This is a genomic window from Dermatophilus congolensis, from assembly GCF_900447215.1.
Classification (GTDB): Bacteria; Actinomycetota; Actinomycetes; order Actinomycetales; family Dermatophilaceae; genus Dermatophilus; species Dermatophilus congolensis_A.
This window is the reverse complement of the sequence record NZ_UFYA01000001.1, coordinates 1,408,647-1,432,953: the sequence shown is the minus strand read 5'-3', so window position 1 is coordinate 1,432,953 and position 24,307 is coordinate 1,408,647. Positions and strand designations below refer to the sequence as shown.

General features: G+C 58.8%; 20 protein-coding genes and 1 tRNA gene. 14 read left to right on the top strand and 7 right to left on the bottom strand.

Translation table 11 applies throughout. The features are described 5' to 3' along the window. Positions 1 to 101: 101 nt before the first annotated feature. The 6 genes from DXZ77_RS06140 (at position 102) to DXZ77_RS06115 (ending at position 8,610) form a co-directional block, all read left to right on the top strand. A complete protein-coding gene (locus DXZ77_RS06140; protein ID WP_258553169.1) occupies positions 102 to 3,200 on the top strand; it encodes a UPF0182 family membrane protein in 3,099 nt (1,032 codons plus the stop codon). Between the two features lie 87 nt (positions 3,201 to 3,287). After that, positions 3,288 to 3,361, top strand: a tRNA-Met gene (locus DXZ77_RS06135). 252 nt (positions 3,362 to 3,613) lie between these two features. Next, positions 3,614 to 5,011 carry an NAD(P)/FAD-dependent oxidoreductase gene (locus DXZ77_RS06130; RefSeq protein WP_258553168.1) on the top strand — a complete coding sequence of 466 codons (1,398 nt, stop codon included), beginning with the start codon at positions 3,614 to 3,616 and terminating at the stop codon, positions 5,009 to 5,011. A 620-nt stretch (positions 5,012 to 5,631) separates the two neighbouring features. Continuing rightward, entirely contained in the window at positions 5,632 to 5,937 is a 306-nt protein-coding gene (locus DXZ77_RS06125) for a hypothetical protein (protein WP_115030751.1), read from the top strand. A 22-nt stretch (positions 5,938 to 5,959) separates the two neighbouring features. Continuing rightward, positions 5,960 to 7,273, top strand: coding sequence for a M16 family metallopeptidase (locus tag DXZ77_RS06120; RefSeq protein WP_115030749.1), 1,314 nt, complete (start codon positions 5,960 to 5,962; stop codon positions 7,271 to 7,273). Next, positions 7,270 to 8,610 carry a M16 family metallopeptidase gene (locus DXZ77_RS06115; protein ID WP_115030747.1) on the top strand — a complete coding sequence of 447 codons (1,341 nt, stop codon included), beginning with the start codon at positions 7,270 to 7,272 and terminating at the stop codon, positions 8,608 to 8,610. The genes DXZ77_RS06120 and DXZ77_RS06115 overlap by 4 nt, the downstream gene beginning before the upstream one ends. A gap of 66 nt (positions 8,611 to 8,676) precedes the next feature. Here DXZ77_RS06115 and hisN read toward each other — a convergent pair whose 3' ends face one another. The 3 genes from hisN to aroA all read right to left on the bottom strand — a co-directional run bounded on the left by hisN (position 8,677) and on the right by aroA (position 11,971). Continuing rightward, complete coding sequence (hisN, locus tag DXZ77_RS06110; protein WP_115030746.1) at positions 8,677 to 9,480, bottom strand: histidinol-phosphatase; 804 nt, start codon at positions 9,478 to 9,480, stop codon at positions 8,677 to 8,679. Between the two features lie 83 nt (positions 9,481 to 9,563). Continuing rightward, a complete protein-coding gene (rsgA, locus tag DXZ77_RS06105) occupies positions 9,564 to 10,649 on the bottom strand; it encodes a ribosome small subunit-dependent GTPase A (protein ID WP_115030744.1) in 1,086 nt (361 codons plus the stop codon). After that, the gene (gene aroA / locus DXZ77_RS06100; RefSeq protein WP_258553167.1) at positions 10,646 to 11,971 is read right to left on the bottom strand and encodes a 3-phosphoshikimate 1-carboxyvinyltransferase; all 1,326 of its coding nucleotides are present in this window, start codon (positions 11,969 to 11,971) and stop codon (positions 10,646 to 10,648) included. Before aroA ends, rsgA begins: the two co-directional genes overlap by 4 nt. Before the next feature lie 169 nt (positions 11,972 to 12,140). Here aroA and DXZ77_RS06095 point away from each other — a divergent pair, with 169 nt between their 5' ends. The 3 genes from DXZ77_RS06095 to rsrA all read left to right on the top strand — a co-directional run bounded on the left by DXZ77_RS06095 (position 12,141) and on the right by rsrA (position 14,123). Then, positions 12,141 to 12,935, top strand: coding sequence for an SOS response-associated peptidase (locus tag DXZ77_RS06095; protein ID WP_181816050.1), 795 nt, complete (start codon positions 12,141 to 12,143; stop codon positions 12,933 to 12,935). A 148-nt stretch (positions 12,936 to 13,083) separates the two neighbouring features. Next, the gene (locus DXZ77_RS06090) at positions 13,084 to 13,866 is read left to right on the top strand and encodes a sigma-70 family RNA polymerase sigma factor (protein WP_306746764.1); all 783 of its coding nucleotides are present in this window, start codon (positions 13,084 to 13,086) and stop codon (positions 13,864 to 13,866) included. After that, complete coding sequence (gene rsrA / locus DXZ77_RS06085; RefSeq protein WP_115030738.1) at positions 13,863 to 14,123, top strand: mycothiol system anti-sigma-R factor; 261 nt, start codon at positions 13,863 to 13,865, stop codon at positions 14,121 to 14,123. The genes DXZ77_RS06090 and rsrA overlap by 4 nt, the downstream gene beginning before the upstream one ends. A 99-nt stretch (positions 14,124 to 14,222) precedes the next feature. Here the strand turns inward: rsrA and DXZ77_RS12685 are convergent, their stop codons facing one another. Then, complete coding sequence (locus tag DXZ77_RS12685) at positions 14,223 to 14,297, bottom strand: 50S ribosomal protein bL37 (RefSeq protein WP_371667504.1); 75 nt, start codon at positions 14,295 to 14,297, stop codon at positions 14,223 to 14,225. 1,060 nt (positions 14,298 to 15,357) lie between these two features. Between DXZ77_RS12685 and DXZ77_RS06080 the strand changes: the two genes are divergently transcribed. From DXZ77_RS06080 to thrC, 4 genes are all read left to right on the top strand, one after another. Continuing rightward, a complete protein-coding gene (locus DXZ77_RS06080; protein ID WP_115030736.1) occupies positions 15,358 to 16,887 on the top strand; it encodes an HD-GYP domain-containing protein in 1,530 nt (509 codons plus the stop codon). After that, positions 16,884 to 18,254: an HD-GYP domain-containing protein gene (locus tag DXZ77_RS06075; RefSeq protein WP_115030734.1), complete on the top strand. Its 1,371-nt coding sequence runs from the start codon at positions 16,884 to 16,886 to the stop codon at positions 18,252 to 18,254. The genes DXZ77_RS06080 and DXZ77_RS06075 overlap by 4 nt, the downstream gene beginning before the upstream one ends. Before the next feature lie 49 nt (positions 18,255 to 18,303). Then, positions 18,304 to 19,617 (top strand): nucleotide sugar dehydrogenase, encoded by a 1,314-nt coding sequence (locus DXZ77_RS06070; RefSeq protein WP_115030732.1) that lies wholly within the window; start codon positions 18,304 to 18,306, stop codon positions 19,615 to 19,617. Positions 19,618 to 19,732: 115 nt separating this feature from the next. After that, positions 19,733 to 21,178 carry a threonine synthase gene (gene thrC, locus DXZ77_RS06065; RefSeq protein WP_115030730.1) on the top strand — a complete coding sequence of 482 codons (1,446 nt, stop codon included), beginning with the start codon at positions 19,733 to 19,735 and terminating at the stop codon, positions 21,176 to 21,178. Between the two features lie 51 nt (positions 21,179 to 21,229). On the opposite strand, the gene DXZ77_RS06060 is transcribed toward thrC, so the two are convergent. Continuing rightward, complete coding sequence (locus tag DXZ77_RS06060) at positions 21,230 to 21,790, bottom strand: manganese efflux pump MntP (protein ID WP_115030728.1); 561 nt, start codon at positions 21,788 to 21,790, stop codon at positions 21,230 to 21,232. Between the two features lie 266 nt (positions 21,791 to 22,056). Next, the gene (locus DXZ77_RS06055) at positions 22,057 to 22,626 is read right to left on the bottom strand and encodes a TIGR01440 family protein (RefSeq protein WP_115030726.1); all 570 of its coding nucleotides are present in this window, start codon (positions 22,624 to 22,626) and stop codon (positions 22,057 to 22,059) included. A gap of 90 nt (positions 22,627 to 22,716) precedes the next feature. Here DXZ77_RS06055 and DXZ77_RS06050 point away from each other — a divergent pair, with 90 nt between their 5' ends. Next, the gene (locus DXZ77_RS06050) at positions 22,717 to 23,157 is read left to right on the top strand and encodes a hypothetical protein (protein WP_147279207.1); all 441 of its coding nucleotides are present in this window, start codon (positions 22,717 to 22,719) and stop codon (positions 23,155 to 23,157) included. 20 nt (positions 23,158 to 23,177) lie between these two features. Here the strand turns inward: DXZ77_RS06050 and wecB are convergent, their stop codons facing one another. Then, complete coding sequence (gene wecB, locus DXZ77_RS06045; protein ID WP_115032656.1) at positions 23,178 to 24,257, bottom strand: non-hydrolyzing UDP-N-acetylglucosamine 2-epimerase; 1,080 nt, start codon at positions 24,255 to 24,257, stop codon at positions 23,178 to 23,180. Positions 24,258 to 24,307: the final 50 nt, after the last annotated feature.

The following is a 24,307-nucleotide window of genomic DNA, read 5'->3' as shown; positions in this document are numbered from 1 at the left end:
GAGTGGAGGGGGTGTGGTTCTGCGCGGCGTGGACCGCGCGGTTGGGTTTTGGTCGGTAGCGTGGTGTTTCCAGTTTTTTGTGCGTGAAGGGTGTTGCTGACGTGAGCGATGCAGCTGGCGGTTTTGGCGGGTTCGGCGGTTCACCGCCGGGTGGTTCTGGTTCTGGCGGGGGAGCGGTGCCGCGGGGGGCTCGTGTGCGGGGGAAGCCTTCGCCGTTGTTGGTGACGGTGGCTTCTTTGGTTGCTTTAGTGGTTGTGCTGGTGGTGGTTAGCCAGTTCTGGACCGAGGTGTTGTGGTACGAGTCTGTGCAGGCCGGGCAGGTCATGTGGACCACGATCGCGGTTCAGGTGGTTTTGTTTGTGGTGGGCATGGTGCTGGTGGGGGCGTTAGTGGCCAGTTCGCTGGTTATCGCGCATCGGATGCGGCCGGTGTATGCGCCGACGACGCCGCAGCAGGAGGTGTTGGAGCGGTATCGGCAGATGATTGAGCCGGTCCGTCGCCTCGCGGTGTGGCTGGTGCCGTTGTTGTTTGGTGCGTTTGCTGGTTTGGCTGCGGCTGGGCAGTGGCAGATGGCTTTGGCGTTTGTGAATAGGCAGGATTTCGGTAAAGCTGATCCGACTTTTGGGTTGGATATTGGTTTTTTTGTGTTTTCATTGCCGATGCTGCAGTTCGCGGTGGCTTTCTTGACGATGGCTTTTGTGCTGGGGCTGTTGGCGGCTGCGTTAATGCATTACATCGATGGTGGGATCAGTATTGGCCCTAAGGGTTTGTCGACTACGCGGGCTGCGCGGATTCATCTGAGTGTGTTGGCGGCTGCGTTGGTGTTGGTCCGGGGCGTGGGGTATTGGCTGGATCGTTATGCCTTGTCGGTTCGTCATTCGGACCGTATTACTGGTTTGACGTATGCCGATCAGTACGCAGTGTTGCCAACGAAGACCATTCTTGCCGTGGCTGCGGTGATTTGTGCGGTGCTGTTTTTAGCGACGATTTGGACGACGTCGTGGCGGCTTCCGATTATTGGTGTGGCAATGCTGTTGATTTTGTCTGTGGTGGCTGGGGGGATTTACCCGACTCTTGTTCAGTCGTTTAGGGTACGTCCTTCGGAGGCGGCGCTGGAAGGTCCGTTTATTCAGTACAACATTAATGCCACGCGGGACGCGTACGGGTTGTCGTCGATTCAGAAGACTGACTATGCGGCGAAGACTGACGTGGAGCCGGGGCAGTTGCGTCAGGATGCGGCGACTATTCCTGGGGTTCGCATTATTGATCCGTTGATTGTGTCGCCGACGTTTACGCAGATGCAGGGTTTGCGTCAGTATTATGCGTTCCCGGATGCGCTGGATGTTGACCGGTATGGGTTGAAGAATGGTCAGCAAGATTCAGTGGTTGCTGCTCGTGAGTTGAATCTTGAAGGGGCTCCGCAGCGTAACTGGGTGAACGATCACACGGTGTACACGCATGGGTACGGGTTGGTGACTGCCAGGGGTAATACTCGCACTGATGAGGGTGCGCCAGACTTTTTCACGCGCGATATTCCTCCGAAGGGGGAGCTGACTCCTTTTGAGCCGCGTATTTATTTCGGTGAGCGTACGCACGAGTATTCGCTTGTGGGTGGAGAGAAAGGCGCTAAGCCGCGGGAGCTTGATTATCAGGCTGTTGACGGTGAGCGGTACACGACATATTCCGGTATTGGTGGAGTCAAGCTGGATAACTTCTTCAAACGGGCCGCGTATGCGATTAAGTACCGGGAATTGAAGTTTTTGCTGTCTGAGCAGGTCGGAGATTTCACGACGATTTTGGATCGTCGGACTCCGCGGGAGCGGGTGCGGGCTGTGGCGCCGTGGCTGACTTTGGATGGCAACATTTACCCGACTGTTGTTGACGGGCGTATCCAATGGGTTGTTGATGGGTACACCACGTCGGATCGGTATCCGTACAGCCGTTTGCAGAGTCTTGACACTGCTACCTCGGACACGGTGACGGCGCGTAGCCAGAGTGTGCAGCAGGCCCGTGGCGGTCAGGTGAACTACATCCGTAACTCGGTTAAGGCCACGGTTGATGCCTATGACGGCACGGTGCGTTTGTATACCTGGGATGAGTCTGATCCGATTTTGAAGGCTTGGTCGAAGGCTTTCCCGGGTGTGGTTCAGCCGATGAGCAAAATCAGTGGCGGTTTGATGAGCCACTTGCGTTATCCGGAGGACATGTTCAAGGTGCAGCGTGAGCTGCTCACGCGGTACCACGTAGCCGATGCTGCCAGCTTCTACACCGGTGGTGAGTACTGGAAGGTGCCAACGGATCCGACGCAGGCTGCTCAGCCTGCTCAGGGGCAGACTCAGGGGCAGAACAGCCCGGATCAGCCGCCGTATTACTTGTCTATCCGGATGCCGGGGCAGAAAGAGCCGTCTTTCTCGTTGACGACGTCGTTCTCGCCTGCGGGTGAAAACCGTCCGTATTTGACGGGTTTCTTGGCGGTGGATTCCAACGCGGGGTCGACTCCGGGTAAGAGGCGCGAGGGGTATGGGGTGATGCGCCTGCTGGACGTGCCTAGTGCCACGAACGTGCCGGGGCCAAGTCAGGTGCAGAGCAAGATCAACACTTCTAACGTCTCGTCGCAGGATTTCCCGGCGACGTTGAATAACTTCCTCAACATTTCGCAATCTGGTTCCAAGGTGCAGCGAGGCAATCTGCTGACCCTGCCAGTCGGTGGGGGGCTGCTGTATGTGCAGCCGATCTATGTGTCGAGCCGTGATGGGGGGACGTATCCCTTGCTGCAGGCGGTGGTGGTTTCCTTCGGTAAGAAGATCGCCTGGGGTAAGACGCTCGACAGCGCGTTGGATCAACTGTTTGAGGGAGATTCAGGCGCCAGTGCTGGCGATTCGGATCGTTCTAGCAAGGGTGATACGCCTGCTGCGCCTTCGCCTAAGCCCCGGTCGGAGCAGTTGAAGGCTGCGTTGGCTGAGGTGCAGAAGTTGTACGAGGCGAGCCAGGCTGCGTTGCGTCAGGGTGACTGGAGTGCTTACGGCAAGGCGCAGGAGGCGTTGGCTGCAGCGATTAGTAAGGCTGTTCAGTTGGCGCCTGAGGGCGGCGTTGCTGGGGAGGGTGGTGAGAAGTCTTCTGGGTCTAATTCGAGACAGGAGGCTGCTCCCAGTGCTTCTGAATCCCCAACGCCGTCTGCGTCTGTATCTGAGCAGGAGTAGCGTTTTTGCTGGTCAGAGAATTTTTTGAGGATTTTTTGTTCTCGATTTGGTCTTTTGACCAGATGTGAGTAATGTGGTGTTCACCAACGCGGGGTGGAGCAGCTCGGTAGCTCGCCGGGCTCATAACCCGGAGGTCGCAGGTTCAAATCCTGCCCCCGCTACTGTGAACCAGCGTTTGGTCGATTAGAAGGCCGGAACCTTTCAAAGGTTCCGGCCTTCGTCGTGCTGTGATCCCGTGGACACACAGAAGTACGGATAGCGCATTCCTGCTATACCTGCCTTCCCTCGGATCATTCGGTGAAGCCCTGGCTAGGTCACTCGCAGTCCTTGCGCAGCCTCATATGGCGAGTGGGATGACCTTTCCGGAACGATCTACTGTGAAACGCGACACGTACTTTTTTGAAGGAGCTTTCGTGACTGTGAACATGGGTGCGTCCCAACGCCACCACGTCGTGATTATCGGCACCGGTTTTGGTGGCTTGTTCGCTGCCAAGCAGTTTGCTCACCGTAAAGACGTTCTGGTCACCATCATCGGCAAAACCGACCACCACCTGTTTCAGCCGCTGCTCTACCAGGTCGCTACCGGAATTCTTTCCGAAGGTGAGATTGCCCCGCCGATTCGGGAAATCCTCAAGCACCAGCGCAATGCGCGCGTGATTCTTGGTCTGGTTGATGACATTGACCCGCAGGCCAAGACCGTCACCTCGCGCTTGCATGACAACACCACCGTTACCCCCTACGACACCCTCATCGTTGCCTCGGGGGCGAGCCAGTCGTACTTCGGGAACGATCATTTCGCCACGTATGCCCCGGGCATGAAATCGATCGATGACGCCCTAGAGCTTCGCTCTCGTATCTTCAACAGCTTCGAGCGCGCCGAGCTGACTGAAGACCCCGTCGAGCGCGACCGGCTACTGACCTTCGTTGTTGTTGGAGCTGGCCCCACCGGTGTGGAAATGGCAGGCCAGATCCGTGAGCTCAGCTCCCACACACTGGCCAAAGAGTTCCGCAAGATCGACTCCCGCCAGGCTAAAGTCATCCTCGTTGACGGAGCTAAAGAGGTGCTGGCCAACTTCGGTGACAAGCTTGGCAGCAAAGCACGCCGATCCCTGCAGGACCTCGGCGTCGATGTCCGCTTGGGCGGTTTTGTGACCCACATTGATGGTGACGGTGTTGACATCAAATACGCCGACGGGCGTACTGAACACATCGAAGCAGCGACCAAGGTCTGGGCTGCTGGTGTGCAAGGAAACCGCCTTGGCCGTGTTTTGGCGGACAAAACACCAGCCGAGGTTGACCGTACTGGCCGCGTGATCGTCAAGCCTGACCTGACCATTGAAGGACACCCCGAAATCTTTGTCATCGGTGACCTCATGGCTTTCGAAGGCGTGCCTGGTGTTGCGCAGGGAGCGATCCAGTCTGGTGGCTGGGCAGCCCGTACCGTCATTGCACGCTTGGATGGCAATGAAAAGCGCGCCGCACAGCCCTTCACGTACAACGACAAAGGCTCCATGGCGATCATTTCTAAATACCGCGGTGTCGCCAATGTCAAAGGCTTCAAGTTCTCCGGCTTCATCGCATGGTCGGCATGGCTGGCCATTCACCTGCTCTTCCTGGTCGGCTTCAAATCGCGTGTGTCTACCTTGATTCGATGGGCGATCACCTTCTTGTCTGATGACCGCTCCGAGCGCGTCACCACTCACCAGCAGATGGTTGGCCGACTGGCTATGCGCCAGCTAGGGCAAGGCGTTTCTGGATCCCTACTACGCGGAGAAAAGCCCCGCAGCAAAGGTGAGCGCATCGATAACTAGAGACGCTCGCTGTCGTCGTTCTGCGCAGTGATGCGCAGTTTGTACGTTCGGGCCCGCCACTTCAACGTGGCGGGCCCGAACTGTCATGTTGAGGCATTCGGCCTTATGCGGTGAGCGACTGCGAGATTGCTTTGCCTTATCTGATGGTCGTCACGAAATCTGCATGTTCGCTTATAGATGACAAAAATTTGGCGGAAGAATCCGGAGTAGTCGTCAGCATGAAGCGTGAGGCGGGCGGCCATAGATGCATCACAAGAACAAAAAATCGCCCTCTCGCTCCGCCCAAAATTAATCGAAAACTCATCATGAGCAGGAAATTTCGCAAATAAATCGACCCCTCGAGCAAGGTCGTGACTACTAGCAATACGCCCATTAGTCGGACGACTGACCAACTCCGCTTGCCGAACGACTGTCCAAGACCGATAGTTGAGACATCGCCCGACGCGAACCGGCCCTCACCGGGGTGGAACGCTGACAGCGACGGGCCGTTCGGGGGAACGCTCCGGATCGCCTCGGCGGGGGGCCGAGGCGATCACAGTCCGTCACATACGCCGAACCAGCACACCGGCAGGCGGACCCACTACGCCGCACCGCGGCACAAAACCAGGGGGAACACACACGTGAGAAACGCCATCGGACGCATCGCTGCCACCGCACTACTGGCCATTGCCACGACAACGCTCGCAGCCACCTCACCTGCCACCGCAGCAGGCAGGTCCACCCGAGCGCTCAGCGCCATCACTCACACCGACAACGCAGACGGCACCGGAGCCATCCACCACCGCAGAGTCACCGTCACCACCCACACTAAAGCCACTAAAAAACACCGCACCAGCCGCGCCACCAAAACACGCCGACAGACCTCACCGCGCCTCAAGCCTCAGAACCTGAAAAACCGGGCCCACAAGACAGTTGGTGCACGCTAAGCCCGGTTCGTAAGCTGAACCAATGCCGCTGCCGTACGAGATCCAACAGGTGCGCCTACCCAACGGTTTGCGCGTGGTCATCAATCCCGACCCTCTCGTACCGCTAGTGGCAGTCAATCTCTGGGTAGGCGTCGGATCCCGTCACGAACACCCCGGCCGCACTGGATTCGCCCACCTATTCGAACACCTCATGTTTCAAGGCTCGGCCAACGTCGCCGAAGGAGAACACTTCGCCGCCCTCATGGCCCAAGGAGCCCGGCTCAACGCCACCACCTCATTCGACCGGACAAACTACTTCGAAACCGTACCCACCGGGGCACTCGAACTCGCGCTCTGGCTCGAAGCTGACCGCCACGGCAACCTCTTACCCGCCCTGACCCAAGAAAACTTCGACAACCAACGCGACGTCGTCAAAGAAGAAAAGCGCCAACGCTACGACAACGTCCCCTACGGCACCTGGATGGCCGAACTATGCGCACTGGTCTTCCCACCAGGACACCCCTACAGCCACGTACCCATCGGCTCCATGGCTGATCTGGAATCTTCCTGTCTTGAAGATGCCCACGCTTTCTACACAGCGCACTACCGACCCTCCAACACTGTCCTGACTCTCGCCGGAGACGTCACCGTCGATAAAGCCGCAGACCTGGCCGCCACCTACTTCGGTCACCTCACCGACCCTGACCCCGCCCTCATCTCCACTCATACCGACAGCCCACCGCTACCACCCATCGCATCCCCCATCCGCAGCTGCATTCACGCTGACGTCCCTCACGAACGCCTCTACATAGCCTTCCGGCTGCCCCGTGAAGACACCTCCCGCGCCTACCTTGGCGCCACCCTGGCTCTCGATGCTCTCGGTGGCCTGGGCATGTCGCGCCTGGACATGAAACTGGTGCGCGACACCGCCCTAGCCAACTCTGTGTCCGTCTCCTGGATGGGACTGACCGAAAACACCTCCCTGGGATTCATCACCGTCCAACTCGAAGAAGGCACCGACCCCGCGCACGTCGAAGACATCATCTGCGCCGAACTAGAAGCCCTAGGCACCCACGGCCCCACCGAAGACGAACTCACCAGCTCCAATGCCTTCGCCGAATACGGGTGGCTGTCCACGCTTGCCGGACTCACCGAACGCGCCGATGCCCTCAACCACTACGCCACCCTTCACGGCGACGCCACCGGCGCGGCACACTTCCTTGACCGCCTCGCCCTCATCACCAGCGAAGACGTCACCGCAGCTGCTCGCCACTGGCTCAACCCGCCACACCGGGCAGTCCTTCACTACATTCCCCGCGCCCGCACCCAAGGCCAGCCTGGAAAGGAACAGGCATGAACAACCCCCGACCTATCCCCACTGCCGCGCCACCCTGGAAATTCCCTACCCCCGAACGATTCACCATTGGCGACCACGGGCTGAACGCCATGGCCTACCACGTGCCCGGCCAACACATCCTTTCCCTCACCCTGGGAATCCCCCTGCCCATCTCCTATGAGCCTCGCCACGTCGAAGGCGTAGCCCGCATTCTCGCCGAAGCGCTCACTGAAGGTGCTGGCCAACTCGACACCACCGCCTTCACTCGCGCCGCAGAACGACTTGGGGCAGTCATTCGCGTCATGGCCGGGGAACGCTCCATCACCTGCGACGTACAAGTTGCTGCCCGCAACATTGCCCCAGCGCTAGATCTGCTGCGCTCTTGCCTCCAAGAGCCCATCCTGGCCCAAAAAGAAATCGACCTGATCGTCCGGCAAACCATCGCCGACCTCGAAGCAGCCCGAGCCCACCCGGGGCAACGCGCCGCTGAGCACTTCGTGGCACTCATGTTCGCCCCCAACGACCGCCTCGCGCGCCCTTACCCCGGCACCATCGACACCATCTCAGCTATCACCCGCGAAGACATTCACGCCTACTACCAGGCACTGGGCCCCAGCGGATCAGCTGTAGCTATCGCTGGTGATCTCTGCGGCATTGATGTTCCTGAGCTATTGACCAACGCATTCGGCTCCTGGACTGATGGGCCAGCACGCCCACACCACGTCGAACCACCGGGCGCCTATGCCCCCGACTGGTCCCGCACCGTCATCGTGGACCGCCCCGGAGCAGTACAAAGCGAAATCCGTATCGGCTGTCCCGGACCTGGACGCAGCGTTGAAGGAGGCTGGGCTCCCTACCCGGTTCTGGGCTACCTCATGGGCGGCACCACCACTAGCAGGCTCGATACTGAACTCCGTGAAAAACGCGGATACACCTACGGCATGCGAGCAGGATTCACCCCACGTAATCGTGGCGGCATTTTCCAGGTCAACGGGGCAGTGCGCTCAGAAGTCACTGCCGCAGCCGTCGACTGCGCTCTGGACATCCTTAACAGCGCCGCCGGTACCTTCACCGCGACCGAAACCGCTACTGGCGTGGATTATCTAGTCAAAACCGCTCCCGGGGATTACACCATCGCCGACAACATTGCCGATGAAGCGATAGCCAAATTCCTCGCAGGAAGCGACACCGACGAGATCACCCGCGTTCTGGCCGACATGGCATCCATGACCCCAGAACGACTCAATAACGCCTGGAGCCGCTATATCCACGGCAAATGGGGCATCGTCATCGTGGGCCAAGCCGACCAATTCGCTGACACCCTGCGTGCAGCAGGGCACAACATCACAATTGTGTGAGAAGCCGCCGTCTAGGGGTGTTCAGCAGCACTGAACACCCCTAGACGGTACGCACGAGCGCACGTATCACGCACGCGCCCCCGGAGAATCATCACCAATACGCGCCAACACAGACTCGTGCAACTGCCCATTCGTTGCCACAGCATTGCCGCTCCACGGGCCGTCTTGACCATCCAAACCGGTAAAACGCCCACCTGCCTCAAGCACAATCGGTACTAGTGCACCCATGTCGTACACCTCCAGCGAAGGCTCTACGGCAACATCAACAGCACCCTCAGCCAACAACATGTACGACCAAAAATCTCCGTAGGCACGAGAACGCCACACAGCTTCATTCAATTCGAGGAAAGAATCCAAACGCCCTTTTTCTTTCCAGCCCTTAAGCGAGGAATAGGAAAGGGAAGCATCCGACAAAGATGCGACCTGCGAAACATGGATCGGGGTAGCCGAAGACAAAGAACGTCCCGTGTACGCACCAGCACCTTTAGCGGCCCACCAACGTCGCCCCAACGCAGGTGCGGCAACCACACCAACGACAGGGTCATCGCCGTCATAAAGCCCAATCAATGTGGCCCACACCGGGACACCGCGCACGTAGTTTTCAGTTCCGTCAATCGGGTCAATGATCCAGCGGCGTGAGCCCGTGCCTGTCGTGCCGCCCTCTTCACCGACCACACGGTCGCGAGAACGAACACGGGCGAGCTGACCGCGGATCAGCTCTTCGGCATCGATATCAGCGTCAGTGACAGGGGTCATGTCGGGTTTGGTGTTCACCGACAAATTGGTTGATTTGAAGCGGGGCATAGTGATGCGCTCAACCGTGTCGGCGAGCACGTGGGCAAGGCGCAGGTCATCGGTGTATGTGGACACAGCTCTACGCTATCTGTCCAGCATGGATTGGCGTGGCACCGTGGGGAATCGGTGTTGATGCGCCGCTGAGTCAGCTGCTGTTGCTACGGGCGAGGCGTGCTTTCGGTAGGTGGATCACTCTCGCCACGCCGTGCCCGCAAAAGCCGGCGCACAGAATCCAAACGCGCTTCTAAGGATGCGTGAAGTTCTGCATTGGGATGGTTGGCCACGTGCTCATCCAAGGCACAGTCCGGCTCATCATGACTACAACCACGTGGGCAACCGTCGGTTCCAGGTTCAAGATCGGGAAAATGACTAATGATCTGTTCGGGGTGCACATGCGCTAAGCCAAACGACCGGATCCCCGGGGTGTCGACAATCCAGCCATCATCATCAGGTAGCGGAGCCGCGATAGCTGAAGTGGATGTATGGCGACCACGCCCGGTGACCTCATTGACATGACCCGTGGTGCGCCCCAAGCCGGGAACCAATGCGTTGACAAGAGTGGATTTACCCACCCCCGAGTGCCCCACAAGCACGCTGGCATGGCCAGCTAGACGATGTCGGATGGCTTCGACTGCTGCTGGATCCAAAGCACAGGCATCGCTTGAGATGGGGGAGGAATCGCTACGTCCGCTGGTGATGACATCAACATCCAAGGCAGCGAATGAGGCGAGAAATTCACTCGGATCGGCCAAGTCCGTTTTTGTCACCACAAGAATGGGGTGAATACCCGCATCGTAGGCCGCTACCAGGCATCGATCGATGAGCCGGTGGCGTGGCTCGGGATCAGCGATAGCGGTAACGATCACCATGATGTCCACGTTGGCGACGATGATGCGCTCGACGGGGTCAGTGTCATCAGCAGTGCGACGCAACAAAGTACGGCGAGGTTCGGCACGTACGATCCGCGCCAGAGTTCCTTCGGCTCCGCTGACATCACCAACCAGAGCAACCTCATCACCCACCACGACAGAATGACGACCCAGCTCACGAGCTTTCATCGCTGTAACTGTGACGCCGTCCAAAATGCAAGTGAAACGGCCACGATCAACCCGCACGACACGCGCAATAACCGCATCAGCATGTTTGGGGCGATTTTTAGTGCGAGGGCGAGTGCCTTTGCGGTTAGGTCGGATTCGTGCATGTGATTCGTCGTAGCGGTCATGAAGAGCGCGGCGAGAACTCATGAGGCCACAACCGTGCGCTCGGCAGCAGTTTCAACACCGAGCATCCGCATCCACATATCTGCGAAACCCGGCAAAGTTTTGCTGGTAGTGGCGATATTTTCGATGCTGCTTCCTGGCGCCTTCAAAGCCAAGATTGCCGCGGCAGTCGCCATCCGATGATCGTGGTAAGTAGCGATCTGAGCCGGGCGCAGAGGAGAAGGTCGGATCACTAACCCATCATCAGTTTCGGCCACATCCCCACCAAGACGGTTGATCTCAGTGGCCAAAGCGGCCAACCGGTCAGTTTCGTGGCCACGCAGGTGGGCCACCCCATGCAGATGGGAGGGAGAGTGGGCACAGGCAGCAAGCGCCGCGACCGTAGGAGTGAGCTCACCAGCTTCAGAAAGGTCCAGATCAAACCCCTCAAAGCCACAATCAGCAGTAACAGTCAGGCCCGTGCGATCCAGCTCGACACGAGCACCCAACAAAGCCAAAATGTCGCGGATCCGATCCCCAGCTTGCGTGGTGTGCGCGGGCCAATCAGGAATATGCAGGCGGCCACCCAGAATCGGCACGGCGGCCAAAAATGCGGCCGCGTTGGACAAGTCAGGCTCCACAGTGACATCCAAAGGACGGATATCACCTGGCTCCACGACCCAACGGTGAGGGGTGTCGTCATCGATCTCAACCCCTACATCACGCAACACCTCGATAGTCATATCGATGTGAGGCTGGGAAGGAAGTGCAGAACCGGTGTGCACTAGCTCCAGCCCGTTAGTGAAACGAGCACCAACAAGCAGCATTGCTGAAACGAACTGCGAGCTATGCGAAGCATCAATACGCAACGCGCCACCGGTGACAGTCCCTGACCCATAAACAGTGGCGGGTAGAAAACCACCAGCAGATTCGGTGCGAATACCCAGATCGGTAATGGCCTGAAGAACCGGGGCCATAGGGCGAACCCGGGCACCGGCATCCCCATCAAAACGCACCGGACCAGCAGCCAGCGTTGCCACCGCAGGCAAGAAACGCATAACAGTGCCAGCTAAACCGCAATCGACCGCAGCGTTACCCCGCAAAGCGGCAGGTCGAACATGCCAATCGCCACTGTCAGCGTCACCAAGATCAGTGATATTGGTCCCCATAGCGCGCAACCCCTGAGCCATCAATAACGTGTCACGAGAGTGCAAAGGGGCGCGCAGGCGTGACTCTCCATCAGCCAGTGCAGCCAAAACAAGGAACCGATTCGTCAGTGATTTACTGCCAGGAAGGCGCACCGTTGCGTCTAATGCAGTAGCTACGTCGGCTGCAGCAGGTGCTTTCCAAAGGTCGGTGGTGGGCACGATGGAGAAGATCACTCGCTTCCGTGTTTGCGTGGTGGTGTGATGCTGGACCAGGCATGCCAATGACGCGGCCCACATGCCGACTCTAGTCGGGACAGCTGTTCCCATGGCGGCTTGTTCAGCATGGAGGCAGGCGCGTCGTGGGCGACAACAAGCAAGGAGGCAACACGTGTGCGGTAGATACGCCGCAACAGCAACAAATACTGAACTGGTCACAACACTCAAAGCAGACGTCGACATGACAGGAGCGCCGGTACGAACCCTTCTGGCCTCGCCCCAAGAACCACCTGCAGGCACCCCAGATGAAAATGTCGCGCCCACGAAAAACGCCCGCGTCGTTGTAGAACGTCTCCGACGCTCACAGACAGGCGAACTAGTAGACGTAGAGCGCTCGCTGCGCCTACTGACGTGGGGTTTAGTGCCCTCATGGTCCAAGGACCCACGCAGCGCAGTATCAATGATCAACGCGCGAGCCGAATCAGTACTGACAAAACCAGCTTTCCGTCAGGCAGTGCGCTCGCGGCGATGTTTGGTTCCTGCTGATTGCTGGTACGAGTGGGGTACAGCGCCCGCGGGTAACAGGCAGCGCAAGCCACTCTTTTCGCTGCGCCGAGCCGATGGTGCGCCGTTGACTTTCGGGGGTTTCTTCGAGTTTTGGCGTGACCCCGCAGTTAGGGAGCCGGGCCCGTTGGCATGGGTTGCATCGTTCTCGATCATTACGCATCCGGCGCAGGCAGAGGTGGAGCATGTGCATCCGCGTCAGCCGTTGGTTATCGAGCCGCAGGATTGGGATGCCTGGCTGGATCCACGCCGCGATGATGCCCAGAGTGTGCTGCCGTTGTTGTCCCCGCCTCGCCAGGAGCGTTTTGTAGCTGAGCAGCTCTGCAGTGACCGGGATGGCGGCAATGCGGGGGAGTTGAACTTGTTTGATTACATCGGTACAGGTCAGCTTGGGCGGGGTTGATGCGCAGTGTGGCGTGGGTGGGAATGTCATCGTCACGTAGTGCGTTCTTGCCCGTGAGCAGTTGCCCACGGGCAGTTCTGTCTGGCTGATTCGGGGTCACCGTCCCTCGTACGCCGACACGCCACGTCGGGCGGAATAGGAGTCATACGTGTTGGTTCTTGCACCTAAGGCGGTTGATGGTGTCTCTACTGGGATGGATGCTCAAGGCGGAGATACCTCTGAGCGCCTACCCTGGACATTGATGAACAGCGACGAGATACGCGATGGTGCGGCGGGTACTGAGATACTCGAGCCGTCGCTGACCGGTGAACCGGTGTTTGATGAAACCATCGTTGATCCTTCTCAGGAGACGCACGATGAGCGGGTCCGTCGGTTTGAAACTGATGCCATGGTGTACCTGGATCAGATCTACAGTGGCGCGTTGCGGATGACTCGCAACCCTACGGATGCCGAAGATTTGGTTCAGGAAACGTTTGCGAAGGCTTTTGCTGCGTTTCACCAGTACAAGCCGGGAACTAACCTCAAAGCCTGGCTGTATCGAATTCTTACGAACACCTTTATCAACACCTACCGCAAGAAAAAGCGCCAGCCCCAGCAGTCCGATGCTGCCGATGTGGAGGACTATCAGCTTGCTCGTGCGGAGGCTCATTCTTCGCGCGGATTGCGTTCGGCTGAGGTGGAGGCGCTGGACCATTTGCCCGACAGTGATGTGACGCGGGCGTTGAGCCAGATCGGTGAAGACTTCCGTATTGCGGTGTATCTGGCAGATGTTGAAGGATTTGCGTACAAAGAGATCGCTGAGATCATGGATACCCCTATTGGTACGGTCATGTCTCGACTGCACCGGGGGCGGCGGGCGCTACGGGATTTGCTCACTGATTACGCGGCTGAGCGTGGCTATGTCGGCACAGCCTCGGAGGTGGGGCAGTGAATGCTGATGGCCACAGTCCCGGAGGGTGTGAGGAATTCTATGCAGCGCTGACTGCGTATCTTGATGGGGAGCTGACTGCCGCTGATTGTGAAGCAATCAAAGCCCATCTTGCTTCGTGTCGATCGTGCGCGCAGAACTATGAGCGTGATCTTGTTTTGAAGTCACTGATCCGACGCTCTTGTCATTGTGAGGAAGCGCCCGAGTCGTTACGTGTTCAGATTCTTACCAGGATAAGTATGAAGACTTTTGAGCTCTGAGGTGATGTAGGTATTTCAGAGCCGGATAAATGTGTGGGTGTCACTTCAATTGAAGTGACACCCACACATTTATGCACTCGCTGGCAGTGGCAGGTCTGCTCAGGCGTTGGGGCGGCGGCCGTGGTTGGCTGCGCTGCCCTTGCGGGAACGACGCTTGCGTGCGCGCTTGCTCATGATGATCTCCTCTATGTCTGGATGTGGCCGCATGCGGCCACATCGCTGAACCATCTGATTCTGTCACACGCTCTGGTAGGGGGGCGATCCGGTGCCCTCTGACGCTAGCTGGTGGGTGTGAGGGGTGTTCTGGGTACCCAGTTGTCTCACGCCTCGGGCGTGGAGTGGAAAGTTTCGGGATTGATTCTCAGGCGGTGGGGTAGTGGGAGGCAGTTGGGGGAGTCGTTCAGTCGGGGTTCTCTGTTGGTGTAGCGCCTTGGGGTATCACCGGCACTTTCCTGCGTTCTTGTGTTTTTTGGATTCTTCCCTATGTGAACGAGCGCTTTGGACGATTGATCAAGACTATGTGTTTCTATCGCATTACGTGAACTTCTCGTGTTGTTTAGATAGGTCGTCCAAAGTGATCGACTGAATTAGTCGTGATATACATTCTCTATAACTTAGTGTGCTTCGCCTCGGGGCGGATGAAGGATGAGGCATCGCTTGAGAAGTCAGGGATGCGACAGTGGACATGCTGGGGTGCCTAGCTGCTGCATCAGGGGAGAGTGCCATGAATGGCAAGCGTAAGAGACTGTGAATCAAATGGATTCGCGTAAATAAATAATCTTCTTCACTCATTAATAGTGGGTGAATTTTATTTTCAAAATAGTCGAACGACTGACTTGGATAAGTGATCTTCACTTATAGATAAATGTTTACTCAAGGGTGGTGAAGATGAAGGAGTCTTCATGGGAAGCCAAGGATATGCTGGCGGACATCGAAAGAATTCTTATCGCTATCCGTCCAAGTTGTTCGTACTTACTAGACGGAAAAGCGATGGGGACACTTTGAATCGACCTATGGGGGGTCATCAAGGCATCCGACCGTCGCTTATCGGCAGGAGTGAGAAATGTTTATCAACACTCACGACACACAGCAGCCCTGCGGTGTTGTCTACTGGAGCCCACGGCCCAAAAAATGAAACACATGGCCGCGGTCACAGGCATGGCCGCATCACGCTGAGGGGAGCGGGCGTGGCCCTGCTCAGGCCATTACCGCCCCACACCCCCGCGGAGACAGCGTGAGCATCCGACCTCACCGACTCAACCAACCCGGATCATTCACCGACGACACCGAGCTGTGGGGATCAATGCACAGCTCAAGCCAACAACCCAGTGCACGCGTACGCGCAATCTCCCTCACCGCTGCCGTAATGAACATCATCCTGGCAGCTTTCTTGGCAACACAGGCCACCCTGCTACACCACCACGGCACGCAGCTCATTTCCTCCTTTGAACCCTTCCTCGGCCTCCTTGCCCTGGGAGTTCTTGCCGACGGGCTACGCGAACGCTCACACGACGAAGAAGTCGAACTTTCCTTCACCGCTATGATTCTCCTGGGGGCCATTCCCCTCACCGGCCCCGTCCCAGCCACCATCCTGGGCCCACTCATCATGTTGCTCAGCCCACTGGCATCCAACCTCGTCCGCCGGATGCGTGGCGCCGGAGCCCTCCCCAATCGCACCGCCCTGACCTTCTTCGTCAACGCATCCATGATGGCGCTGGTCACCAGCGCTGCCGCCCTGACCTACGCCCTCTTCGGTGGTATCCACATCGGCACCGGTCCCTGGACGCCTACCCTGCTCTTCACAAAAATCGGCATCCCACTTATTCTCGCCGACCTCGTATTCATCGTTCTCAACAGCATCCTTGTAGCAGCCCTCATTGCCCTCGAAAGCCGCCAACGCCTGCGCCACTTCGTCACGGGAGCCATGACCGTCTTCGCCGTGCTCTGCCTGGGATATGGCATCACCGCATTCGTTTTTGTCGTGCTCTGGGCACCAGTAGGACTAGGCCCCCTAGCCCTCGTCCTCATCCTCGCCCCCCTCATGATGTCCCGCTGGTCCTACCTCGAATACGTCGAAGAACGCGACATTCACCACCGCCTCCTCCAGGCCCTAGCCGGAGCAGGCGAACTACGATCCGGAACACTGGACCGCCCTTACCGCCTCGCCCGCGTCTGTACCGCCACTGGCAGCGCAATGGGCCTATCCGGACGCGACCAAGACATCCTCCGCGAAGCCGCCACCCTGCATGACGTTGGCATCCTGTCCATCCCATGGAGCATCCTCGACACCCGCCCCGAAGACCTCACCGACGAACAACTTGACCACATCGCTGGCCACACCCGCATATCCGCCGACATCATCACCGACATCGACTTCCTTGAAGACTGCGCCGAAGCCGTCCTGCACCACCACGAACGCTACGACGGCCGCGGATACCCCAGCCGCCTCGCCGGAGATGAAATCCCCCTCGCCTCACGCATCATCGCCGCCGCCGATATCGCTGAATCCCTTGGCACCACCCTCAACGCCACCGTCGAAGACCGCGAAAACCTCATCACTGGACTACGTAACCACGCCGGAAGCACCCTAGACCCCATCGTCGTTGATGCTCTCATCCGCGAACTGCGCTCAAGCCGCGGCCTCGACCTCTTAGCTGACCTGACCAACCACCCCGCCACCAGCCGCCACCGGCACACTTCACCCCAGCACTCCCACCAATTCGCCCACCGAAAACACCACGGCACCAAGGAAGCCACCTCATGACCATCCCTGGCATCCTCGCCTACCTGGCTGTCCTAACGATCGCTGAAGCCTTTCGACTGCGCATCCGCGGACGATTCGAAACCGCCCCCACAGCACACGCCGTCGGCCTAGCCCTAGCCGTCTCAGTCACCACACCCCAAGGCCCCATCCAGCTCACCGCAACACACATCGCGGCACTAGTTCTGACCTCACAACTGCTAGCCATTCCTTTCCTATGGGTTACCCGCGCCCGCGGCGAGCGCCACGAACTCCTCGCCGACAGCGCACTACGCCTCTTCACCGTCACAGCGGTAGCAATCCTCGTGCGTGAACTACCACTCCTACACGGCAACCACGTCGTCGACATGACCCTCACCTGGCCCGGATGGCGCCGCGCCATCGTCCTCATGAGCGCCATCGGATTCATCCTCAGCATCGAAGCCCCCTTCCGCGTCTGGCTCTACCACCAACTCATGCGCGTCGACGCTCTTAACAGCCACACCAGCGACGCCCGCATCCCACTGGCCCTTTCCGTCGTCGTCGTCGCAAGCAGCGCCAGCCTGGCCCTAGCCCAAGAAGCAATCGGCCTAGCCGCACTACCACTAGGACTCGTGCCCCTCGTGGCCACCCAAACCGCCGTACTCCACCAAGCCCGCGTCCACCGCGCCCAGCGGCAAAGCATCCGCGCCCTGTCCAAACTGCCCGAAATTGCCGGACTGCTACCCCGCGGCCACGGAACCTCCGTAGCCCGCCTATCAGTGGCCATCGCCCAAGAAATGGGACTGACCGCCCGCGAAATTGGCCACCTAGAAACCGCATCGCTCCTCCACGACCTAGGACAAGTAATCCTGCGCCGCCCCATCCCCTCCGGAGCCACAGTCCTGGCTGCTCCCGCCGATCAAGAACACCTCGCCGCCACCGGAGCCTCCATCGTCGACCACATCGGCCGCCTCAACGCCGTCACTGACACCCTCGCCGCCCAAGCCGTTCCCTACTACCAACTCGTCCAAAACCGCGCCCGCATCCCACAAACAGCACGTGTCCTCAAGGTCGCTAACGCCTACGTCGACTACGTCGGCGGCACCCTCGCCGACGCTGACAACGACGCCCACAACGAAGCGATGGAACGCATCTACCTCGGCTTGGGCTACGAATACGACCCCAAAGCAGTCGCCGCCCTCGAAACCGTCCTGGACCGCAGTGGATACGGCACCGAACCCATCAACCACAGCAACACCCACACTCCCGCCAACACGGAACCAAAACACCCCTCTAAGATCAGAGGAGTGACCAGGGCCAGACGCGGACGCGCACCACACGCACGCCGCCACTCCCACACCGACCACGACCACGTCGCAACCGGCAACGGAGCAGCCCACCGAGACTGACGCACCAGCGCAGCCCGGACGGACCACCAACAGCAAAGGCAGGCAACACGTGAAGATCACCGTCGTCGGACTCGGCAAAATCGGGCTTCCGCTGGCAGTCCAATTCGCCTCCAAAGGCCACTTCGTACACGGAGCCGACACCAACCCCACCGTTGTCGACCTCGTCAACGCAGGAACTGAACCCTTCCCCGGCGAAGCCCACCTCGACGAAAAACTTGCCGAAGCAGTCAAGGCTGGAAACATCCACGCCACCACCGACACCGCTGCCGCCGTCGCTGACTCTGAGGCCGTCGTCGTTGTCGTCCCCCTCTTCGTTGACAACGACGGACAACCCGACTTCGGGTGGATGGAATCAGCCACCGCCGACATCGCCCGCGGCCTACGGAAAGAAAACAACACCCTCGTCATCTACGAAACCACCCTGCCCGTAGGCACCAGCCGCGGCAAGTGGAAACCCCAGCTCGAAGCAGGTTCTGGCCTGAACGAAGGCACCGACTTCCACCTCGTCTTTAGCCCCGAGCGAGTCCTCACCGGCCGGGTCTTCGCCGACCTGCGCAAATACCCCAAACTCGTCGGAGGCCTTGACGGCCTGGGAGGCACTGGAGCTCGCCGCGCCATCGAGTTCTACAACGCCGTCCTCGACTTCGACGAGCGCCCCGACCTCGAACGCGGCAACGGTGTCTGGGATCTGGGCTCGGCAGAAGCAGCAGAACTCGCCAAACTTGCCGAAACGACCTACCGCGACGTCAACATCGGCTTGGCCAACCAGTTCGGCAAATTCGCCGCCTCACACGGCATCGACATCTACCAAGTCATCGAAGCCTCCAATAGCCAGCCCTACAGCCACATCCACTCACCCGGAATCGCTGTCGGCGGACACTGCATCCCCGTCTACCCCCGCCTCTACCTCTACACCGACCCCGATGCCACCGTCGTGCGTGCTGCCCGCGAAACCAACAAGGGTATGCCCGCATACACCGTCGGCCTCGCCAAAGGCGCACACGGTGACCTTTCAGGCGCCACCGTCGTTGTGCTCGGTGCCTCCTACCGCGGCGGCGTCAAAGAAACAGCCTTCTCCGGCGTATTCGACACCGTCGAGGCTCTACGCGCTGAAGGCGCCACCGTCGTGGTCCACGACCCCATGTACACCGACGAAGAACTCGCCGCCTACGGCTGGACTCCCTACACACTCGGTACCAGCAACATCGACGTCGCGATCCTGCAGGCAAACCACGCCGAATACGCACAGCTCACCACGCGTGATCTGCCCGGCGTGAGGACCGTCATCGATGGCCGCTGCTGGCTCAACGCCGACAACTTCACCGACGTTACCTTCCGCACCGTCGGCCGCGCCGCCGAATAAAACACCCTCGCTGAGTTCTCGTCACTGCACGCAGTGACGAGAACTCAGCGCTCTCCACCACGTGCCGCCACACAACCAATACCGCCACCAACCCCCATTTTCGTAGTCTGGTCACGTGCGCTATCTCTCCACACGTGACCCCAACGGCGTCGCCGACCAAACCTTCTGCGACATTCTGCTCGCCGGGCTCGCTCCAGACGGCGGCCTCTACCTGCCCGAGCGCTACCCCCACATCGACAAAAATACACGGGCGCAGTGGAGAACACTCCTGACCACCCAGGGCTACGCGGCACTGGCACACGCCGTCACCAGCCTATTCATCGACGACATCCCCAGCGACGACCTGCGTGGCATCTGCGAACGTGCCTATAGCAGCGAAAAATTCACTGACCCACGTATCGTTCCCGTCTCACAGCTCACCGAAGGCATCCATCTTCTGCACCTGAGCAACGGCCCCACTGCCGCGTTCAAAGACATGGCAATGCAACTGCTCGGCGAACTCTTCGAATACGAACTGAACCGCCGCCAAACCCATATCACCATCCTCGGAGCCACCAGCGGAGACACAGGCAGCTCAGCCGAATACGCCATGCTCGGCAAAGACCGAGTACGTGTCTTCATGCTCAGCCCCACCGGGCGCATGACCCCCTTCCAACAAGCCCAAATGTTCTCCATCAACGATCCCGCCATCGTCAACATCGCCGTGGCGGGCGTATTCGACGACTGCCAAGACATCGTCAAAGCAGTTAACGCCGACACCAACTTCAAACGCACCCACAACATCGGTGCCGTCAACTCAATCAACTGGGCCCGCCTACTCGCCCAAGTCGTCTACTACATCGCCGGATGGCTCTACGCCACCACAGACAATGACGAACCCGTCTCTTTCGTTGTCCCCACCGGCAACTTCGGTAACATCGTCGCTGGTCACATCGCCAAACAGATGGGAATCCCCATCACCAGCCTGGTCTGCGCCACCAACGAAAACGACGTACTTGCCGAATTCTTCACCACCGGCACATACCGAATCCGCGGGGCAGCAGAAACACACGCAACATCCAGTCCATCCATGGACATCAGCAAAGCCAGCAACTTCGAACGCTTCGTCTTTGACCTTCTGGACCGCGACGGCGCCCGCACCGCCCAACTGTTCGGGCCCACCCTCGCCACAGAAAAAGAATTCACCCTCGCCAACGAAAAAAACTGGCCCCACGTAGCACAACGCTACGGATTCCGCACCGGCGCCTCCAGCCACACGGACCGCCTTGCCACCATCGCCAGCGTGCACGCCAACGACGGCATCCTCATCGACCCCCACACCGCCGACGGCATCAAAGTCGCCCGCGACCGACTCGCTGAGGCAAGCATCACCCTGCCCGTCCTCGTCGCTGAAACAGCACTACCCGTCAAATTCGCCGAAACCATCACCGAAGCAATAGGGGAACCCCCACCTCTGCCAGAACGATTCGCCCACCTACGAAACAGCGAACGTCACGTCATCCAGGCCCCCAATGACGCCCACGCAGTAAAAAAAATCATCACCGAACACACCCAGCACTAAGCAACAAAAGAGTGGGGGCAAAGGAAAGTCCTTTGCCCCCACTCTTTGCCCTTAGGCAGCTAAGTGTTCCCATAAAGCCAACACACCAAGACCGATAAGAATCGATCCACCCAACAACTCAGCCGGCGTACCCCAACGGTTCCCAATCTTTTGACCAACAAGCATCCCGGCAGCGCTGATAAGAAACGTCACCAATCCCACAATCGCCACCGTGACAAACACATCTACCTTCATAAACGCCAACCCAACACCAATGACAAGAGCATCAATGCTGGTAGCCACCCCCAACACAAGCAATGAACGCAGCGTAAGACGATCCGAAAAACCAGCCTCATCACCGCCGCGCAGCGCACCCCACATCATGTGAGCACCAATAACACCCAGCAGCACGAACGCAATCCAATGATCCACTGCCTCGATGTACGGCGCGAAAGAGGCACCAAGAAACCACCCCAATAACGGCATCGCCGCCTGAAACGCCCCAAACGTCACAGCGACAGCCAACACAGCCCGTATATCCACACGAGGCAGAGTTAGACCCTTACCAAGAGCAACAGCGAAAGCGTCAGCAGAAACACCAAACGCCACAAGAAACATAGTGACCACAGACATCCGGGCGAGTGACCTTTCGTCACGGGTGCCCGAAGTAAGCAGATACGACACTTCGACACCCTGGCGGTGTCGAAGGTCTCGTTCATCCACCTGCTGGATGGTGCGCCGGGCGGTTCATTCCCCGCCAGTATGTCGACGCTAAGCCCCACGCCAGCATGAGCCAGCGATCGGAACTACTCCCCTTCGTGTTCGCAAGGCTACCTCAGAACCGCCACGCCCCAACGACAAACAAACAACAAACCCACCCGCATCGCATCCGCGCACCATCAACGCTGATACTGAGCCCGCTGCCCGCCAATAAGCTTAGGCCGATAACGAACTGCCGTCACCCGCGCGCCCCCAACCTGCCGCGCCGCCAACCGCACCGGCACCTGCACATGCCGCACATGCATCGCCACCTCGGTATCACCAATATCAAGTCCAGCATCAACCACCACATGCTCCACCATCACCGGATCCTGCGCCGCATCAAATGCAGCAACACACACCGAACCACCCGCATGCAACGCCGGAACCACACTCACCACCTCCAACCGCTGCGCCAACGCATACTCACGCTCCACCACCAACGCCCGATTAATGTGCTCACAGCCCTGCACCGCCAACCACACCCCACGCTCCAGCACACCCCGCCGAACCCCCGCAACCACCGCCACCCCGATCTGTTCACTGCCGAACGTGCCAATCCGCTCCCCACGGATCTCACTACTACTGCACCCCAACACCACCGACCCACCAGTCGGCACAGCAGCAACCTCAAGAAGCTCCCGCATCGCCTGCTCAGCCACAGTACTGATGTCGGACAACGTGAAACCAGCATCAAGAGTGAGGTCCATACCCTCATCCTGCCCTGAGCGAAACAAATGCGTGCCGCTATCTCCGCCGCGTTTACTTATTTATCTGCGCGCAGCTGAGACAATCTACAAATGCGATTCTTTGTGGCCTGCGTGATTCGTTCCATCGTTGTAATAGTGGCGTTGCACGGAATCTCCATCTACTACTCATCAAGTGAGCACACAGTAGGAGTCGACGTCGGAGCCATCCTGGCAGCCTCCCTGCTCACCATGGCAATAGCGTTCCTATGGTCCGGGATCGACGGATACAGAAAAAGTTTCGGCCGTGTCGCACTGCTGTGGTGCGCAGTAGCTCTCCTGTCATCGATCGTCGTGGGAATAACCGTCGACGGATGGTCCGGCGGAGCCCTGCGTCCACGCGTGGAAAACATCGCGGACGTCGCTCCGTTCTTCCTCATCCTCATCACCCCGCCATCAATGTTAGGAGCGGGAGTCGGATCAGTCATCGCATCACTACGCAAACGCTCCACCAGATCTGATGCACAACAAAGGGGCCCGTATCAAGAAATCTGATACGAGCCCCGCCTCAAAGATCAGTGAGCGCGTTCAGCCAAAACAGCCGCGACTTTCTCTGAAGCGTTCCCATCACCGTACGGCGCGCCCTGCTCCCCAGCAGGGGCCTGCCGCACCGCCACATCACGCAACTGAGCCAGATCGTTATCGAGAATGTTCCAGCCGCCCTCCAGCGTCTCTACCCATTCAGTCTCCGGACGGATCGTTGTGCACGGCGTCTGTAACAAGAACGCTTCCTTCTGCAAACCACCCGAATCCGTCACCACACCAGCAGCGCCCATCACCGCACGCACCATCTGCGGATACGCCAGCGGAGAAGCGCCGTGCAAATTCCCACCAAAAAGATCAATACCGTGAGTTTGAGCCTTAGCTACTAGCCGCGGATGCGCCAACAACAACACCTGCGTAGGCAAATCACGGAAAGCCGCGATGATCTCACCCAAACGCTGCGGAGTATCCGTGTTATCCGGGCGGTGAATCGTAGCCAACACAAACGGCTTGTCCGGATCGAAACGCTCATCAACATCAGCAGGCAACTGCAGTGGCTCGGACCCCACACCATCACGCACCGTGAAACACACATCGGTCATCACATCGCCCACCAGCACGGACTTCTCTGCTAAGCCTTCACGCTCCAAGTGATCCATACCTACCTGGGTAGGGGAGAGCAACAAATCCGACGCATGATCGGTCAACACCCGGTTGTGCTCCTCAGGCATCCGCCGATTAAAACTACGCAACCCAGCTTCCAAATGCGCAACAGGTAGATGCTGCTTCACCGCTGCCAAAGCAGCAGCAATAGTCGAGTTTGTATCCCCGTAAACCAAAGTCCAATCCGGCTTGTGCTCCAACAACACCGGCTCAATCTGCTCAAGCATCCGGCCCGTCTGTGCCCCATGGTTGCCTGACCCCACACCCAAATGAACATCCGGCGCCGGAATATGCAGATCATCGAAGAAAACATCACTCAACATGGCGTCGTAATGCTGCCCTGTGTGAACAATCACATGCTCGATATTCCCGGCCGCAGCAAATGCCCGCGCCACCGGCGCCAACTTCACAAACTGCGGTCTTGCCCCGACGACACTGAGGACCTTCACGATGGTGAACCCTTTCTGCTGTTTGGCACCACGGTAGTGTGGCCTTAGGT